The sequence below is a fragment of the Enterobacter cloacae complex sp. IR5422 genome (assembly GCF_049238165.1).
In the GTDB taxonomy this organism is placed as follows: Bacteria; Pseudomonadota; Gammaproteobacteria; order Enterobacterales; family Enterobacteriaceae; genus Enterobacter; species Enterobacter roggenkampii.
This window is the reverse complement of sequence record NZ_JBMKHT010000047.1, coordinates 1-17,356: the sequence shown is the minus strand read 5'-3', so window position 1 is coordinate 17,356 and position 17,356 is coordinate 1. Positions and strand designations below refer to the sequence as shown.

Annotated in this window: 13 protein-coding genes and 1 pseudogene; 5 read left to right on the top strand and 9 right to left on the bottom strand. The window is 53.5% G+C overall.

The window, feature by feature from the left end; translation table 11 throughout:
- The 5 genes from thiG (at window position 1) to ACOTXT_RS18490 (ending at window position 4,579) form a co-directional block, all read left to right on the top strand.
- Entirely contained in the window at window positions 1-771 is a 771-nt protein-coding gene (gene thiG / locus ACOTXT_RS18510) for a thiazole synthase (RefSeq protein ID WP_021242958.1), read from the top strand.
- Window positions 768-1,895, top strand: a complete 1,128-nt coding sequence (gene thiH, locus ACOTXT_RS18505; RefSeq protein ID WP_059364633.1) for a 2-iminoacetate synthase ThiH — start codon at window positions 768-770, stop codon at window positions 1,893-1,895. The genes thiG and thiH overlap by 4 nt, the downstream gene beginning before the upstream one ends.
- Window positions 1,896-2,231: 336 nt before the next feature.
- On the top strand, window positions 2,232-3,773 hold the full coding sequence (locus ACOTXT_RS18500; RefSeq protein ID WP_025910400.1) for a sensor domain-containing diguanylate cyclase: 1,542 nt from the start codon (window positions 2,232-2,234) through the stop codon (window positions 3,771-3,773).
- Window positions 3,774-3,953: 180 nt separating this feature from the next.
- Window positions 3,954-4,262: a PTS sugar transporter subunit IIB gene (locus ACOTXT_RS18495; RefSeq protein ID WP_008503456.1), complete on the top strand. Its 309-nt coding sequence runs from the start codon at window positions 3,954-3,956 to the stop codon at window positions 4,260-4,262.
- Window positions 4,262-4,579 carry a PTS lactose/cellobiose transporter subunit IIA gene (locus ACOTXT_RS18490; RefSeq protein ID WP_008503455.1) on the top strand — a complete coding sequence of 106 codons (318 nt, stop codon included), beginning with the start codon at window positions 4,262-4,264 and terminating at the stop codon, window positions 4,577-4,579. Before ACOTXT_RS18495 ends, ACOTXT_RS18490 begins: the two co-directional genes overlap by 1 nt.
- 57 nt (window positions 4,580-4,636) lie before the next feature.
- Here the strand turns inward: ACOTXT_RS18490 and rpoC are convergent, their stop codons facing one another.
- From rpoC to tuf, 9 genes and pseudogenes are all read right to left on the bottom strand, one after another.
- On the bottom strand, window positions 4,637-8,860 hold the full coding sequence (rpoC, locus tag ACOTXT_RS18485; protein ID WP_008503454.1) for a DNA-directed RNA polymerase subunit beta': 4,224 nt from the start codon (window positions 8,858-8,860) through the stop codon (window positions 4,637-4,639).
- A 76-nt stretch (window positions 8,861-8,936) separates the two neighbouring features.
- Complete coding sequence (gene rpoB / locus ACOTXT_RS18480; protein ID WP_008503453.1) at window positions 8,937-12,965, bottom strand: DNA-directed RNA polymerase subunit beta; 4,029 nt, start codon at window positions 12,963-12,965, stop codon at window positions 8,937-8,939.
- A 319-nt stretch (window positions 12,966-13,284) separates the two neighbouring features.
- Window positions 13,285-13,650 carry a 50S ribosomal protein L7/L12 gene (rplL, locus tag ACOTXT_RS18475; RefSeq protein WP_002445276.1) on the bottom strand — a complete coding sequence of 122 codons (366 nt, stop codon included), beginning with the start codon at window positions 13,648-13,650 and terminating at the stop codon, window positions 13,285-13,287.
- Window positions 13,651-13,716: 66 nt separating this feature from the next.
- The gene (gene rplJ, locus ACOTXT_RS18470) at window positions 13,717-14,214 is read right to left on the bottom strand and encodes a 50S ribosomal protein L10 (protein WP_003862338.1); all 498 of its coding nucleotides are present in this window, start codon (window positions 14,212-14,214) and stop codon (window positions 13,717-13,719) included.
- Between the two features lie 291 nt (window positions 14,215-14,505).
- The gene (rplA, locus tag ACOTXT_RS18465; protein WP_006810530.1) at window positions 14,506-15,210 is read right to left on the bottom strand and encodes a 50S ribosomal protein L1; all 705 of its coding nucleotides are present in this window, start codon (window positions 15,208-15,210) and stop codon (window positions 14,506-14,508) included.
- A 3-nt stretch (window positions 15,211-15,213) separates the two neighbouring features.
- The gene (gene rplK, locus ACOTXT_RS18460; RefSeq protein WP_008503452.1) at window positions 15,214-15,642 is read right to left on the bottom strand and encodes a 50S ribosomal protein L11; all 429 of its coding nucleotides are present in this window, start codon (window positions 15,640-15,642) and stop codon (window positions 15,214-15,216) included.
- 155 nt (window positions 15,643-15,797) lie between these two features.
- Window positions 15,798-16,343 (bottom strand): transcription termination/antitermination protein NusG, encoded by a 546-nt coding sequence (gene nusG / locus ACOTXT_RS18455; protein ID WP_003862341.1) that lies wholly within the window; start codon window positions 16,341-16,343, stop codon window positions 15,798-15,800.
- Window position 16,344: 1 nt separating this feature from the next.
- The gene (gene secE, locus ACOTXT_RS18450) at window positions 16,345-16,728 is read right to left on the bottom strand and encodes a preprotein translocase subunit SecE (RefSeq protein ID WP_003862342.1); all 384 of its coding nucleotides are present in this window, start codon (window positions 16,726-16,728) and stop codon (window positions 16,345-16,347) included.
- 229 nt (window positions 16,729-16,957) lie between these two features.
- Window positions 16,958-17,356, bottom strand: a pseudogene (gene tuf / locus ACOTXT_RS18445) (elongation factor Tu); the annotation flags it as partial.

The following is a 17,356-nucleotide window of genomic DNA, read 5'->3' as shown; positions in this document are numbered from 1 at the left end:
ATGTTACGTATTGCCGATAAAGTCTTTGATTCGCATCTGTTTACCGGAACCGGAAAATTCGCCTCGCCGCAGCTGATGGTGGAGGCCATTCGCGAAAGCGGCAGCCAGTTGGTGACGCTGGCGCTTAAGCGCGTGGATCTGCGCCATCACAGCGATGCCATTCTGGCTCCGTTGCTGGAAGCGGGCGTCACGCTGTTGCCCAACACCTCCGGCGCCAAAACGGCAGAAGAGGCGATTTTTGCCGCACAGCTGGCACGGGAGGCGCTCGGCACCCGCTGGTTGAAGCTGGAAATCCATCCGGATGCCCGCTGGCTGCTGCCCGATCCGATTGAAACGCTGAAAGCGGCTGAAAAGCTGGTGCAGCAAGGGTTTACCGTCCTGCCTTACTGCGGGGCCGACCCTGTCCTGTGCAAACGGCTGGAAGAGGTCGGCTGCGCTGCCGTCATGCCGCTGGGGGCCCCCATTGGCTCCAACCAGGGGCTGGAGACCCGCGCGATGCTGGAAATCATTATTGAACAGGCCACCGTACCGGTGGTGGTGGATGCAGGCATTGGCGTGCCCAGCCATGCCGCGCAGGCGCTGGAGATGGGCGCCGACGCGGTGCTGGTGAATACGGCTATCGCGGTTGCCGACGATCCGGTCATGATGGCGCGTGCGTTCCGCCTGGCCGTGGAGGCCGGCCTGCTGGCAAGGGGATCCGGCCCCGGCTCGCGCAGTTTCCAGGCGCAGGCCACCAGCCCGCTGACCGGTTTTCTGGAGGCGATCTCATGAGCACGTTTACCGAGCGCTGGCGCCAGCTTAACTGGGACGACATTGCCCTGCGTATCAACAGCAAAACGGCGGCTGACGTGGAGCGCGCGCTGCAGGCCCGTCATCTGACCCGCGAGGATCTGATGGCCCTGCTCTCCCCGGCGGCCAGCGCCTACCTCGAACCGATGGCCCAGCGAGCGCAGCGGCTTACCCGCCAGCGGTTTGGCAACACGGTGAGTTTCTACGTGCCGCTCTATCTCTCCAACCTGTGCGCCAATGACTGTACCTACTGCGGTTTCTCCATGAGCAACCGCATCAAGCGTAAAACGCTCGATGAGGCTGAGATTGCCCGTGAGTGTGCGGCCATCCGTGAAATGGGCTTTGAACATCTTTTGCTGGTCACGGGCGAACATCAGGGGAAAGTGGGAATGGACTATTTCCGTCGGCACCTTCCCGCCATTCGTCGTCAGTTTGCGTCGTTGCAGATGGAAGTGCAGCCTCTGTCGCAGGAGGAGTACGCGGAGCTCAAAACGCTCGGGCTGGACGGCGTCATGGTCTATCAGGAAACCTACCACGAGGCGACGTACGCCCGACACCACCTGAAGGGCAAGAAACAGGATTTCTTCTTCCGCCTGGAAACGCCGGACAGGCTGGGTCGCGCCGGTATCGACAAAATCGGTCTGGGTGCGCTGATCGGGCTCTCCGACAGCTGGCGGGTGGATTGTTACATGGTGGCGGAACATCTGCTGTGGCTCCAGCAGCACTACTGGCAGAGCCGATACTCCATCTCCTTCCCGCGCCTGCGTCCCTGCGCGGGAGGAATTGAACCGGCTTCGCTGATGGATGAACGCCAGCTGGTGCAGACCATTTGCGCGTTTCGCCTGCTCGCTCCGGAAGTGGAATTATCGCTCTCAACGCGCGAGTCCCCGGCGTTTCGCGATCGCGTCATCCCGCTTGCGATTAACAACGTCAGCGCGTTTTCCAAAACGCAGCCTGGCGGTTACGCCGACGACCATCCGGAACTGGAACAATTTGCACCTCATGACGGACGACGCCCGGAAGCGGTCGCCGCCGCCCTGACGGCGCAGGGTCTTCAGCCTGTCTGGAAAGACTGGGACAGCTGGCTGGGAAGAGCCTCGCAGTGACGTTGAAACGCACTGCAACACGTTAAAAAATTGTCGAGCCGCGACGAAAAGGCAAAACCGGAAGATTGTCAGCGATCGTCCGGTTTTTTATTGTCACACGGTCAGCAACGGATGCTGACCAGGGCGAAAAGCTTCTTCCTCGTTTCGCCCTGCCTCTGGTTCATTGCAAAAACGGCTCATGCCATTTTAATAAGTATTTTCTTAATGGTTCTTAAGATAAATCATCCTGTCAAAAATCGCGTGCCGTATAATTCACCGCTAACCGCAGGGCAGCGACTATGCTGAGAGGATATCGGCAGACGAAAAGTATTCACCATCAGGAACGATGTACAGCTCATGGCACTTCACAGCAAAAAGCTCTCTTTTACCCGGCCCATTATGCTCAGCTTTGCGGGGATCCTCTGCAGTTTTGCGGTGATCGCGATCGCGGTGACGCTTTCGCAACGAAAGGATTTTCTTGAGGATTATCATAAGATCAATAGCAACTTCACGCACAACCTGGCGGTGAACTACACCGAATCTATCCTGCGTGAAAACGACTATATTCTGGGCCGTTCCGCGATGTACTTTGCGCGCGACGACAGGCTAAACGAGACGCTAAACCTTAACCCGACGCAGGGGCTGCAGATGGTCATGCATTTGCAGAACCTGATGCCGACCGTCTCCTCCATTTCGCTTGCCGATACGCAGGGGCATTATCTGCGCGCACCAGAAGTGCTCCCCACGGAGAAGAGTAAAACCTTCGATCCCCGAACGCGGCCGTGGTTTGTCGCTCAGGCGGAAGCCAGCATCTTCAGCCACTATACCCGTCCCTACATGGACTACTTTACCGGCCATCCGACAGTAACCCTTTATAAGCCGTTGATCTCGCCGGAGGGCAGACTGAAGGGAACGATCGCCTTTCATCTTGATTTGACGTCAATGGGCTATACCCTGCGCCAGATGGTGGCACCCGTTCAGGGGGAATTCTTCGTCGTCGAACGCGACGGTGCTGTGGTGCTGCATCCGGATACCGGCGCGCTCTTCAAGCAGTACGTGAGCGAAGCGCTGATGGACAAAATGACCAGCGGCGAAGGCCATCTTTACGACAAGAAAAGCAACGCCTGGTATTACTATTACTCGTTTACCAACCCGGACTGGTTTGTCATCTACCGGGTATCCGGTGCGACGCTCACCGATATCACCCGCCACGAAACGACGATCGTTGGCTGGGGGTTTGCGCTGGCGGCCATCATCATCATCCTTTTCGGCTTATACCTCCGCCACGCCTCGCGTAGCGTGCTGATGCACATTATCAATGCCATCAAAACTGGCGACGTTAACGAGGCACCGCGCCTGGAAGCGATGTTGAGCCACACGATTCAGTCCAATAAAGAGCGCGAAATGGCGTATGTGCGCCAGGCCACCCACGATGCGCTGACGGGCTGTAAAAACCGACGCGCGTTCGACAGCGATATCGCAGAGCTGCTGAATGCTCAGCAGCCCTTCGCGATGGCGCTGGTGGATATTGATAACTTTAAGTCAATTAACGACACGCTGGGTCACCTGACCGGTGATATCGTTCTGCGCAACGTGGCTCGTGAAGGGATCCAGATTATGCAGCCACATCACGTCTCGGTTTACCGTTATGGCGGAGAAGAGTTCGCCGTAATCTTCCAGGCGGAGCAGATGTCTTCCGCGCTCTCATTATTGGAAGCGTGGCGTACCGCCGTTGAAAAACGCGTCTGGCGGGAAGAAAACCTGCGGGTTACGTTCAGCGGCGGTCTTGGGGAGTGGCATTTTGAACCGCTGGAACAATTTGTCGGAAGCGTTGATAACGCCCTCTACAGCGCCAAACAGCAGGGAAAAAATCGAATCGTTCGCACATCCATCAGCTAACCCTCTCGCTTTCACCCTGCCCGTTTCGACGGGCCGGGTACCCGCCAATGTAAAATTGTAACCGGTTTCAGAAAAACGCCTGTTTCTTTGTGATGCCTGACACACAATCGCGGTAAAGCGGTTGTTGAAGCGGTCTGCACGGGATAATTATCAATAAACACATGTAGATCGAGGCTGATTATGAAGAACATCGTTTTATGCTGTGCAGCGGGAATGTCAACCAGCATGCTGGTTCAACGTATGAAAGACGCCGCGCAGAAAAAAGGGGTTGAAGTCACCATTAAAGCCGTTCCGGTTGCGGAGTTTAAAGACAACATCGCAACGGCCGACATCGTATTGCTGGGGCCACAGGTTAAATACGAGCAGGCTAAATTACAGGCGCAGGCCGACCCGCTGGGCAAAAAGGTCGCGGTGATCGACATGATGGATTACGGCATGATGAAAGGTGATGCCGTACTGGATAAAGCGCTCAAACTTCTGGAGTCATAATGGAAGACTTAGAAACCACGATTATGGAACTGCTTGTTAACGCAGGCGCGGCGCGCAGTGCGGCCCTGACAGCATTGCAGATGGCGCGTAAAGGTGAGTTTGACGAAGCCGAAAAAGCGATGGAAGAGTCGCGGGAATATGTGAAGCATGCGCACACCATACAGACGCAGCTTATCGGTCTTGATGAAGGGACCGGGAAGCTTCCGGTTAACCTGATCACCGTCCACTCGCAGGATCACCTGATGAACGCCATGGTCATACAGGACCTGGCGGGCGATATGATTGAGCTGTATCGACGGATCCCATTAGTAAACTGAAATAGTGCAGATATAAAAAAACCCGCCGAAGCGGGTTTTTTATTAGCGACTCAACGATTACTCGTTGTCGGAGCCACCCAGACCTGCGTTCAGCAGTTCTGCCAGGCTCGCGGATGCATCTTCAGCAGTAACCTGCGGTGCAGCTGGCAGTTCGCCTGCAGCACGACGACGCATACGATCCTGATGGTACGCATAACCGGTACCCGCCGGGATCAGACGACCCACGATAACGTTCTCTTTCAGACCGCGCAGTTCATCACGTTTACCTGCAACAGCGGCTTCGGTCAGGACACGAGTCGTTTCCTGGAACGATGCTGCAGAGATGAAGGACTCGGTTGCCAGAGACGCTTTGGTGATACCCAGCAGATCGCGCGAGAAGGTCGCACCGATTTTGCCGTTCGCTTCCAGTTCGCGGTTAGCGATCTTGACGCGTGAGTATTCAACCTGCTCGCCTTCGAGGAACTCGGAGCTGCCCGCGTTTTCGATGGTTGCTTTACGCAGCATCTGACGAACGATAACTTCGATGTGTTTATCGTTAATCTTAACGCCCTGCAGGCGGTATACGTCCTGTACTTCGTTAACGATGTAACGAGTAACAGCATGCACACCACGCAGACGCAGGATGTCGTGCGGCGCTTCTGGACCGTCGGAAACCACGTCACCACGTTCTACGCGTTCACCTTCGAACACGTTGAGCTGACGCCACTTAGGAATCATCTCTTCGTACGGTTCGCTGCCATCTACTGGAGTGATAACCAGACGGCGCTTACCTTTGGTCTCTTTACCGAAGGAGATGATACCGCTGATTTCAGCCAGGATTGCCGGCTCTTTCGGACGACGTGCTTCGAACAGGTCCGCAACGCGTGGCAGACCACCGGTGATGTCCTTGGTACCGCCGGATTCCTGAGGAATACGCGCCAGGGTGTCACCCGAGCTGATCTGTACGCCATCTTCCAGCTGTACAATCGCTTTACCCGGCAGGAAGTACTGCGCAGGCATATCGGTACCTGGGATCAGAACGTCATTACCCTGAGCATCAACGATTTTCAGTGCAGGACGCAGATCTTTACCGCCGGTAGTACGTTCAGCAGAATCCAGAACCACCAGAGAAGACAGACCGGTCAGCTCGTCAGTCTGACGAGTAATGGTCTGGCCGTCGATCATGTCAGTGAAGCGGATGAAACCACTTACTTCGGTGATAACCGGCATGGTGTGTGGATCCCAGTTTGCAACGGTTTCACCGCCGGCAACCTGCTCGCCATCACCTTTCGCCATAACCGCACCGTAAGGCACTTTATAGCTTTCTTTGGTACGACCGAATTCGTCGATCAGCTTCAGCTCGGTGTTACGTGAAGTGATAACCAGTTTACCGCTGGAGTTCACAACCGACTTCGCGTTGCTGAGCTTGATGCTACCTTTGTTTTTCACCTGGATGCTGGATTCAGCAGCCGCACGAGATGCCGCACCACCGATGTGGAACGTACGCATCGTCAGCTGTGTACCCGGTTCACCGATGGACTGTGCCGCGATAACGCCGATGGCTTCACCTTTGTTGATGATGTGGCCACGCGCCAGGTCACGACCGTAGCAGTGCGCACATACACCAAAGTCGGTGTCACAGGATACAACGGAACGCACCTTCACGGAGTCAACAGAGTTCGCTTCCAGCAGGTCACACCACTGTTCGTGCAGCAGGGTGTTGCGTGGAACCAGAATGTCTGCGGTGCCCGGCTTCAGGATGTCTTCCGCGGTCACACGACCCAGAACGCGATCGCGCAGTGGCTCTTTAACATCACCACCCTCGATAACCGGGGTCATGGTGATACCTTCGAGGGTGCCACAATCGTCTTCGGTCACAACCAGATCCTGCGCAACGTCTACCAGACGACGCGTCAGATAACCGGAGTTCGCGGTTTTCAGTGCGGTATCCGCCAGACCTTTACGCGCACCGTGCGTGGAGATGAAGTACTGGAGTACGTTCAGACCTTCACGGAAGTTCGCGGTGATTGGCGTTTCGATGATGGAGCCATCTGGCTTCGCCATCAGACCACGCATACCTGCCAGCTGACGAATCTGTGCTGCAGAACCACGCGCACCGGAGTCGGCCATCATGTAGATGCTGTTGAAGGAAACCTGCTGCTCTTCTACGCCGTCACGGTTAATCACGGTTTCGGTCTGCAGGTTATCCATCATCGCTTTGGATACACGATCGTTCGCCGCTGCCCAGATATCGATAACTTTGTTATAGCGTTCGCCCGCGGTAACCAGACCAGACTGGAACTGCTCCTGGATCTCAGCAACTTCAGCTTCCGCTTCAGAGATGATCTCGTGTTTCTTCTCTGGGATGACCATGTCATCGATACCAACAGATGCACCTGAACGCGCTGCATAAGCAAAGCCGGTGTACATAGTCTGGTCAGCGAAGATAACGGTCGGCTTCAGGCCCAGAATGCGGTAACAGGTGTTCAGCATTTTGGAGATCGCTTTCTTGCCCAGCGCCTGGTTGACGATGGAGAAAGGCAGACCTTTCGGTACGATCATCCACAGAATGGCACGGCCAACGGTCGTGTCTTTCAGGCTGGTTTTCGCAACGAATTCGCCGTTTGCATCTTTTTCGTATTCGGTGATACGCACTTTAACGCGCGCATGCAGAGAGGCCAGGCCAGCGCGATAAATACGCTCAGCTTCTTTCGGGCCAGTCAGCACCATGCCTTCGCCTTTGGCGTTAACACAGTCACGGGTCATGTAGTACAGACCCAGTACAACGTCCTGAGAAGGAACAATGATTGGCTCACCGTTCGCTGGAGACAGGATGTTGTTGGTAGACATCATCAGCGCACGCGCTTCGAGCTGGGCTTCCAGCGTCAGCGGTACGTGAACAGCCATCTGGTCACCATCGAAGTCGGCGTTATATGCCGCACAAACCAGCGGGTGCAGCTGGATCGCTTTACCTTCGATCAGGACTGGCTCAAATGCCTGGATACCCAGACGGTGCAGGGTTGGTGCACGGTTCAGCAGTACCGGGTGTTCGCGGATAACTTCGTCCAGGATATCCCAAACGACAGCTTCTTCACGCTCAACCATTTTCTTCGCGGCTTTGATGGTGGTGGCCAGGCCACGCAGTTCCAGCTTGCCGTAGATGAACGGTTTGAACAGCTCCAGTGCCATTTTCTTCGGCAGACCGCACTGATGCAGACGCAGGTATGGACCTACGGTGATTACAGAACGACCGGAGTAGTCAACACGCTTACCGAGCAGGTTCTGACGGAAACGACCCTGTTTACCTTTGATCATGTCGGCCAAAGATTTCAGAGGACGTTTGTTAGAACCGGTGATCGCACGACCGCGACGACCGTTATCCAGCAGGGCATCTACCGCTTCCTGCAGCATACGTTTTTCGTTGCGTACGATGATGTCCGGCGCAGCCAGATCCAGCAGACGTTTCAGACGGTTGTTACGGTTGATCACGCGACGATACAGATCGTTCAGATCGGACGTTGCGAAACGACCACCATCCAGCGGAACCAGTGGACGCAGATCTGGCGGCAGAACCGGCAGAACGGTCAGGATCATCCACTCTGGCTTGTTACCAGACTGAACGAACGCTTCCAGCAGTTTGATACGCTTGGTCAGCTTTTTACGCTTGGTTTCGGAGTTGGTTTCGTTCAGCTCTTCACGCAGCTGCTCGCACTCTTGCTCCAGATCCATGCTCTTCAGCAGAGCCTGAATAGCTTCCGCACCCATCTTCGCGTCGAATTCGTCACCGAACTCTTCCAGCGCGTCCAGATACTGCTCTTCAGTCAGGATCTGATGACGTTCCAGGTTCGTCATCCCGCCTTCGATAACCACATAAGATTCGAAGTACAGAACACGTTCGATATCACGCAGCGGCATATCCAGCAGCAGACCGATACGGGACGGCAGTGATTTCAGGAACCAGATGTGAGCAGTCGGAGACGCCAGCTCGATGTGGCCCATGCGCTCACGGCGCACTTTGGTCTGGGTCACTTCAACGCCGCACTTCTCACAGATCACACCGCGGTGTTTCAGGCGCTTGTACTTACCGCACAGGCACTCGTAATCTTTTACTGGCCCGAAAATACGCGCACAGAAAAGGCCGTCACGCTCAGGTTTGAACGTACGGTAGTTGATGGTTTCCGGCTTTTTAACTTCACCGAAAGACCATGAACGGATCATGTCTGGCGAAGCCAGAGCAATTTTGATCGCATCAAACTCTTCGGTTTTAGTCTGCGCTTTCAGAAACTTTAATAAATCTTTCACGGATTTGCTCCCGTCGGAGTTAGCACAATCCGGTGCCGGGGATTAACCCGGCACCAGTGACCTGTTTGAGCGAGAATTACTCGTCTTCCAGTTCGATGTTGATACCCAGCGAACGAATCTCTTTCAACAGTACGTTGAAGGATTCTGGCATGCCTGGTTCCATCTGATGGTTGCCGTCCACGATGTTTTTATACATCTTAGTACGACCGTTCACGTCATCAGACTTAACGGTGAGCATTTCCTGCAGGGTGTATGCCGCGCCGTATGCTTCCAGCGCCCACACTTCCATCTCCCCGAAGCGCTGACCACCGAACTGTGCCTTACCACCCAGCGGCTGCTGAGTAACCAGGCTGTAAGAACCGGTAGAACGAGCGTGCATCTTGTCGTCGACCAGGTGGTTCAGTTTCAGCATGTACATGTAACCTACGGTTACCGGACGTTCGAACTGTTCACCGGTACGGCCGTCAAACAGCGTAATCTGACCAGACGTTGGCAGACCACCCAGTTGCAGCAGCTCTTTAATTTCAGCTTCTTTTGCACCGTCGAATACCGGCGTTGCAATTGGCATACCTTTGCGCAGGTTCTCTGCCAGACGCAGCACTTCTTCATCGCTGAAGGTGTTCAGGTCGACTTTCTGACGCACGTCGGTACCCAGATCGTAGGCACGCTGGATGAATTCGCGCAGTTTCGCGACTTCCTGCTGCTGTTTCAGCATGGCGTTAATCTTGTCGCCGATACCTTTCGCAGCCATACCCAGGTGAGTTTCCAGGATCTGACCAATGTTCATACGAGACGGTACGCCCAGTGGGTTCAGTACGATATCTACCGGCGTACCGTTAGCATCGTGCGGCATATCTTCGATCGGGTTGATCTTAGAGATAACACCCTTGTTACCGTGACGACCTGCCATCTTATCACCAGGCTGGATCTGACGTTTAACAGCCAGATAGACCTTAACAATCTTCAGCACGCCTGGTGCCAGATCGTCGCCCTGAGTGATTTTGCGGCGTTTCGCTTCGAGTTTTTTCTCGAACTCGTGTTTCAGTTCGTCATACTGCTCAGCCAGCTGTTCCAGCTGATTTTGTTTCTCTTCGTCGGTCAGGCCCAGTTCCAGCCAGCGATCGCGTGGCAGTTTGTCGAGCTTCTCAGCTTCAACGCCACCGGCAACCAGCACCGCATAGATACGGCTGAACAGACCCGCTTCGAGGATCTGCAGTTCTTCAGACAGGTCTTTCTTAGCCTGTTTGAGCTGCATCTCTTCGATTTCCAGCGCACGCTTATCTTTCTCAACGCCATCACGAGTGAAGACCTGAACGTCGATAACCGTACCGGAAACACCATTTGGTACGCGCAGAGAAGAGTCTTTAACGTCAGACGCTTTCTCACCGAAGATGGCACGCAGCAGTTTCTCTTCTGGCGTCAGCTGGGTTTCACCTTTCGGCGTAACCTTACCAACCAGAATGTCGCCGCCGGTCACTTCCGCACCGATGTAAACAATACCGGATTCATCCAGTTTGGAGAGCGCAGCTTCACCCACGTTAGGGATGTCAGCGGTGATCTCTTCTGGCCCCAGCTTGGTGTCACGGGACACGCACGCCAGTTCCTGAATGTGGATGGTGGTGAAACGATCTTCCTGAACCACACGCTCGGAGACGAGGATGGAGTCTTCGAAGTTGTAACCGTTCCACGGCATGAACGCTACACGCATGTTCTGACCGAGCGCCAGTTCACCGAGGTCGGTGGACGGACCGTCTGCCAGCACGTCGCCGCGCTCAACTGGCTCACCCAGAGATACGCAAGGCATCTGGTTGATACAGGTGTTCTGGTTAGAACGGGTGTATTTGGTCAGGTTATAAATGTCGATACCTGCTTCGCCCGGGTACATCTCGTCTTCGTTAACTTTGATAACGATACGGGAGGCATCCACGTACTGAACAGTACCGCCACGCTTAGCAACTGCAGTAACACCGGAGTCAACGGCAACAGCACGTTCCATACCGGTACCAACCAGCGGCTTATCAGCACGCAGAGTTGGAACGGCCTGACGTTGCATGTTCGCACCCATCAATGCACGGTTGGCGTCATCGTGTTCCAGGAACGGGATCAGGGACGCACCGACGGATACCACCTGCTGGGTGGATACGTCCATGTAGTCAACCTGGTCGCGGCTGAACAAGCTGGATTCGCCTTTGCTACGGCAGGTAACCAGATCTTCTACAAAGTGGCCTTCGTCATCCAGGTTGGAGTTCGCCTGAGCGATAACGTAGTTGCCTTCTTCGATAGCAGACAGGTAATGAATTTCGTCGGTAACAACACCGTCGGTCACTTTACGGTACGGGGTCTCGAGGAAACCGTATTCGTTTGTCTGTGCATACACGGACAGGGAGTTGATCAGACCGATGTTTGGACCTTCAGGCGTTTCGATTGGACATACGCGACCGTAGTGGGTCGGGTGTACGTCTCGAACTTCGAAGCCTGCACGCTCACGGGTCAGACCGCCTGGGCCGAGTGCAGAGATACGACGCTTGTGCGTAATCTCAGACAGCGGGTTGTTCTGGTCCATGAACTGAGACAGCTGGCTGGAACCGAAGAACTCTTTCACTGCTGCAGAAATCGGCTTGGCGTTGATCATATCCTGAGGCATCAGGGTATCCAGATCGCCCAGAGACAGACGCTCTTTCACCGCACGCTCTACACGTACCAGGCCAACGCGGAACTGGTTTTCCGCCATTTCGCCTACGGAACGGATACGACGGTTGCCGAGGTGGTCGATGTCGTCCACTTCGCCTTTGCCGTTACGGATATCGATGAGCTTCTTCATCACTTCGATGATGTCGTCTTTGCTCAGGATACCGGAACCTTCGATTTCGTCGCGCAGCAGAGAACGGTTGAACTTCATACGACCAACCGCGGACAGATCGTAGCGGTCTTCGGAGAAGAACAGGTTCTCGAACAGGCTTTCAGCCGCTTCGCGAGTTGGTGGCTCACCAGGACGCATCATGCGGTAGATTTCAACCAGCGCGCTCAGACGATCGTTGGTTGGGTCGACGCGTACAGTCTCAGAGATGTACGGACCGTGGTCCAGATCGTTGGTGAACAGCGTTTCGATACGTTTGTGGCCAGCCTGACTCAGCTTAGCCAGCAGATCCAGGCTCAGCTCCATGTTAGCCGGGCAGATCAGCTCGCCAGTTGATTCATCAACGTAATCTTTCGCGGCTACTTTTCCTGCAATGTATTCAACCGGAACTTCGATGTGTTTGATATCATCTTTTTCCAGCTGGCGGATGTGGCGCGCGGTGATACGGCGACCTTTTTCCACATACACTTTGCCGTCGGCTTCGATGTCGAACGACGCGGTCTCACCACGCAGACGTTCCGGCACCAGCTCCATCTGCAGCTTGTTGTCGCGGATTTCAAAGATCACTTTCTCAAAGAACAGGTCCAGGATCTGCTCAGTGGTATAGTTCAGTGCACGCAGAATGATGGTTGCAGGCAGTTTACGACGACGGTCGATACGGACAAACAGGTTGTCTTTTGGATCGAACTCGAAGTCCAGCCAGGAACCACGGTAAGGAATGATGCGTGCGTTATACAGTACTTTACCGGAAGAGTGCGTTTTACCTTTATCGCTGTCGAAGAAGACGCCCGGGCTACGATGCAGCTGGGAAACGATAACACGCTCAGTACCGTTAATAACGAAAGTACCGTTGTCTGTCATGAGTGGAATTTCACCCATGTAGACTTCTTGTTCTTTAATGTCTTTTACGGTGCCTTCAGGCGCTTCGCGCTCGTAGATCACCAGACGCAGTTTTACGCGCAGCGGTGCGGAATAGGTCACGCCACGGATCTGACATTCCTGAACGTCAAACACCGGTTCGCCAAGGCGGTAGCTGACGTACTGCAGCTCGGAGTTACCGCTGTAGCTCTGAATCGGGAACACGGAGCGGAAGGCTGCTTCCAGACCGTACTGCCCTTCAGGATCTTGCTCGATAAACTTCTGGAACGAGTCAAGCTGGATAGAAAGGAGATATGGAATGTCCAGAACTTGTGGACGTTTACCAAAATCCTTACGAATACGTTTTTTCTCGGTATAGGAGTAAACCATAGGGTTCCTCAGCTCGCTGACAAGTCGACCCATCTGTCCGACGAAGGGACAGTTTGTGCAACACCATTTTGTGGACCGGAAAATTGAATACTTTCCGCAATACCTGTTGCTATCACGCTTAAACCATTTCATTGCGATTTACACAGAGCGAGCACCCTGTCGCAGTATATTAAGTCGTCGATAGAAACAAGCATTGTCAGGACAATCAGCAGTCAAACAGTGTGAAATGCTACTGATGCCTTACAGCGCAAAAAGGCTGGTGACTAAAAAGTCACCAGCCATCAGCCTAATGACTTAGGCTGCAACCAGAAAAGTTGGCTTATTTAACTTCAACTTCAGCGCCAGCTTCTTCCAGAGATTTTTTCAGTGCTTCTGCGTCGTCTTTGCTCACGCCTTCTTTCAGCGCAGCTGGAGCAGATTCTACCAGGTCTTTAGCTTCTTTCAGACCCAGGCCAGTTGCGCCACGTACTGCTTTGATAACAGCAACTTTGTTCGCGCCAGCAGCTTTCAGAATTACGTCGAATTCAGTTTTTTCTTCAGCAGCTTCAGCCGGGCCCGCAGCTACAGCTACAGCAGCAGCAGCAGAAACACCGAATTTTTCTTCCATTGCAGAAACCAGCTCTACAACGTCCATTACGGACATAGCTGCTACTGCTTCAATGATTTGATCTTTAGTGATAGACATTTAAATTGTTCCTGAAAATCAGAATAAGTTTATACGTAAGCAAATGCTTTATAAAGATAACTGCGATTAAGCAGCTTCTTTCGCATCGCGTACAGCAGCCAGAGTGCGAACCAGTTTGCCAGCCGCAGCTTCTTTCATGGTTGCCATCAGGCGTGCAATTGCTTCTTCGTAGGTCGGCAGGGTTGCCAGGCGATCGATTTGCGATGCCGGGATCAACTCACCTTCAAAGGCTGCAGCTTTGACCTCAAATTTTGCATTCGCTTTCGCGAACTCTTTGAACAGACGAGCAGCAGCGCCCGGGTGTTCCATAGAGTATGCAATCAGGGTCGGACCAACAAACGTGTCTTTCAGGCACTCGAACTGAGTACCTTCAACTACGCGGCGCAGCAGGGTGTTACGAACAACACGCATGTATACGCCAGCTTCACGACCTGCTTTACGCAGTTCAGTCATTTTGTCTACAGTAACGCCACGGGAATCCGCAACTACTGCAGACAGCGCGCCTTTGGCTACTTCGCTGACTTCAGCAACAATCGCTTGTTTGTCTTGAAGATTTAAAGCCATTAGCTTTGCTCCTGGATGTTTGCCGGAACTCATGTTCCGGAACTCACTTCACTCTCCCCAACGGAAAGAGCGTCTTAATACGGTGAGCAGAAACAAGCCAGAGTATCCAAAAATAATCTTAGCGTTCTGTCACCGTCTACGCAGGGGATTAAGTCTCTTGCGAAACACCTGCGGTCTTCGACGGAGGCCTGGATTAGGCCAGGCTCCAACGAACAATTCTTTTAGCCGCTAACTTTCGTTAGCAAACGTGGGGGTAAGATTGTAGACAAAATCACCGCCCACGTAAAGGCATTAGTTTGCAGCAGCGCTCAGGCCAGCCTGGTCAACTGCAACACCTGCACCCATGGTGGTGGAGATGCTAACTTTCTTGATGTACACGCCTTTCGCCTGAGTTGGTTTTGCTTTTTTCAGCGCAACCAGCAGAGCTTCCAGGTTTTCTTTCAGTTTGTCAGCGTCAAAGTCCACTTTACCGATGGTGGTGTGGATGATGCCGTTTTTGTCGTTACGATAACGAACCTGACCTGCTTTAGCGTTCTTAACCGCTTCAGCAACGTTAGGGGTTACAGTACCCACTTTCGGGTTTGGCATCAGGCCGCGTGGACCCAGAACCTGGCCCAGCTGGCCAACAACGCGCATTGCATCTGGAGAAGCAATAACAACGTCAAAGTTCATTTCGCCTTTCTTGATCTGATCAGCCAGATCTTCCATACCTACCAGTTCAGCGCCGGCAGCTTTAGCAGCTTCAGCGTTTGCACCCTGAGCAAATACAGCTACGCGAACGGAACGGCCAGTACCGTGTGGCAGTACAGTTGCGCCACGAACGTTCTGATCGGATTTACGCGCGTCGATGCCCAGGTTAACGGCAACGTCAACGCTTTCAACGAACTTAGCAGTTGCCAGTTCTTTCAGCAAAGCGATAGCTTCGTTGATGTCGTACTGTTTGGTCGCATCAACTTTGTCACGGATCACGGACATGCGCTTGGTCAGTTTAGCCATTTCTTAGTCCTCCACTACCAGGCCCATGGAACGTGCAGTACCTTCGATTGAGCGAGTCATCGCTTCAATGTCGGCACCAGTCATGTCGGCAGCTTTGGTCTGCGCGATTTCCTGCAGCTGAGCGCGGGAAATTTTACCCACTTTGTCTTTGTTCGGTTTACCGGAACCAGACTTGATACCAGCCGCTTTCTTCAGCAGAACAGCTGCTGGAGGGGTTTTGGTAACGAAAGTGAAAGAACGGTCAGCGTAAACAGTGATTACTACTGGGATTGGCAGACCTTTTTCCAGGGATTCCGTTTTTGCGTTGAACGCTTTACAGAATTCCATGATGTTCACACCCTGCTGACCCAGAGCTGGACCAACTGGTGGACTTGGGTTCGCCATACCAGCTGCAACCTGCAGCTTGACGTAGGCTTGTACTTTCTTAGCCATTCTAAAATCCTCTGATTGGGTAATAGCGCCTCAGTGAGGCTCCCCGTGAATAAAATTCGTTTTACGGGCCGGGCCCATAAAAACAAAAGGCGCGAAATTGTATTCCAATCTCGCGCCCTGTGCAACGATTAAATCGTCGCTTTTTTGATCGCTGCTTAGGCTTTTTCGACCTGCGCAAAGTCCAGTTCTACCGGGGTCGCACGACCGAAGATAGATACAGAAACTTTCAGGCGGGACTTTTCGTAGTCCACTTCTTCAACGACGCCGTTAAAGTCAGCAAACGGACCGTCATTAACACGAACCATTTCACCCGGTTCAAACAGCGTTTTCGGACGCGGCTTATCACCAACCTGCTGCAGGCGGTTCATAATCGCATCCACTTCTTTGTCGCTGATTGGCGCCGGACGGTCAGACGTGCCGCCGATAAAGCCCATCACGCGCGGTACGCTGCGCACCAGGTGCCAGCTCGCGTCGTTCATCACCATCTGAACCAGCACGTAACCCGGGAAGAATTTGCGCTCGCTTTTGCGACGCTGGCCGCCACGGATCTCGACCACTTCTTCGGTCGGAACCATAACTTCGCCAAATAACTCTTCCATGTTGTGTAATTTGATATGCTCACGCAGCGACGTTGCTACGCGGCCTTCAAAACCGGAAAACGCCTGAACGACGTACCAGCGCTTTTTAGGGGCTTCAGACATCTCAGAACCTCAGGCCAGTGATAAAGGATACCAGGCGAACCAGAATACCATCCAGTCCCCACAGGATCAGTGACATTACAGCGGTAACCGCCGCTACGATCAGCGTGGTGTGCAATGTTTCCTGGCGAGTCGGCCAAATTACCTTACGGACTTCGGTACGCGCTTCGCGAGCAAAAGCGACGGTCGCTTTGCCTTTCGTCGTCAACAGCGCGACACCACCCGCTGCAGCAATCAGAATTACCACTGCAAGCGCGCGTAGCGGCAGCATCATGTCACGATAAAGGTAGTTGCCGACAATCGCTACGATCAGCAGAACGGCTACTACTACCCATTTCATCGCTTCCAGGCCGCGCCCGCTCCCTTGAGCTTCGGTATTCGCACTCATAAACCAACCTGTCAGAAGTATTCTACAAACATTTTCACCCCGCGATTGCGAGGCAAACCAAATCGAAATGCTAATTCGCTTTTCGAATTATACGCTCTCTGCAGAGCCTGTCTCAGCAATGATTATGACAAAAATAATCACTGATGAGCCAGGTTCTGACGTGAAAGCGTGCAAAAAGGGCATCAAATGATGCCCTTTTATTGCGCATTGCGTCAAATGTTATCAGCAATTAGCCGAGAACTTTAGCAACCACGCCCGCGCCAACGGTACGGCCACCTTCACGGATTGCGAAACGCAGACCGTCGTCCATCGCGATTGGGTGGATCAGCGTCACAACCATCTTGATGTTGTCACCTGGCATTACCATCTCAACGCCTTCTGGCAGTTCGATGGTACCGGTCACGTCAGTAGTACGGAAGTAGAACTGTGGACGGTAGCCTTTGAAGAACGGAGTATGACGGCCGCCTTCGTCTTTGGACAGGATGTACACTTCAGATTCGAACTTGGTGTGTGGCTTGATTGAGCCTGGCTTCGCCAGAACCTGACCACGTTCGATTTCTTCACGTTTGATACCACGCAGCAGAACACCAACGTTCTCACCAGCACGGCCTTCGTCCAGCAGTTTGCG

What these genes read in the sequence shown, in the direction of transcription:
- rpoB (WP_008503453.1), bottom strand. Translation starts at nt 12,965, where the DNA reads ATGGTTTACTCCTATACCGAGAAAAAACGTATTCGTAAGGATTTTGGT.
- nusG (WP_003862341.1), bottom strand. Translation starts at nt 16,343, where the DNA reads ATGTCTGAAGCCCCTAAAAAGCGCTGGTACGTCGTTCAGGCGTTTTCC.
- thiH (WP_059364633.1), top strand. Translation starts at nt 768, where the DNA reads ATGAGCACGTTTACCGAGCGCTGGCGCCAGCTTAACTGGGACGACATT.
- ACOTXT_RS18500 (WP_025910400.1), top strand. Translation starts at nt 2,232, where the DNA reads ATGGCACTTCACAGCAAAAAGCTCTCTTTTACCCGGCCCATTATGCTC.
- secE (WP_003862342.1), bottom strand. Translation starts at nt 16,728, where the DNA reads ATGAGTGCGAATACCGAAGCTCAAGGGAGCGGGCGCGGCCTGGAAGCG.
- rplA (WP_006810530.1), bottom strand. Translation starts at nt 15,210, where the DNA reads ATGGCTAAACTGACCAAGCGCATGTCCGTGATCCGTGACAAAGTTGAT.
- thiG (WP_021242958.1), top strand. Translation starts at nt 1, where the DNA reads ATGTTACGTATTGCCGATAAAGTCTTTGATTCGCATCTGTTTACCGGA.
- rplK (WP_008503452.1), bottom strand. Translation starts at nt 15,642, where the DNA reads ATGGCTAAGAAAGTACAAGCCTACGTCAAGCTGCAGGTTGCAGCTGGT.
- ACOTXT_RS18490 (WP_008503455.1), top strand. Translation starts at nt 4,262, where the DNA reads ATGGAAGACTTAGAAACCACGATTATGGAACTGCTTGTTAACGCAGGC.
- ACOTXT_RS18495 (WP_008503456.1), top strand. Translation starts at nt 3,954, where the DNA reads ATGAAGAACATCGTTTTATGCTGTGCAGCGGGAATGTCAACCAGCATG.
- rplJ (WP_003862338.1), bottom strand. Translation starts at nt 14,214, where the DNA reads ATGGCTTTAAATCTTCAAGACAAACAAGCGATTGTTGCTGAAGTCAGC.
- rplL (WP_002445276.1), bottom strand. Translation starts at nt 13,650, where the DNA reads ATGTCTATCACTAAAGATCAAATCATTGAAGCAGTAGCAGCTATGTCC.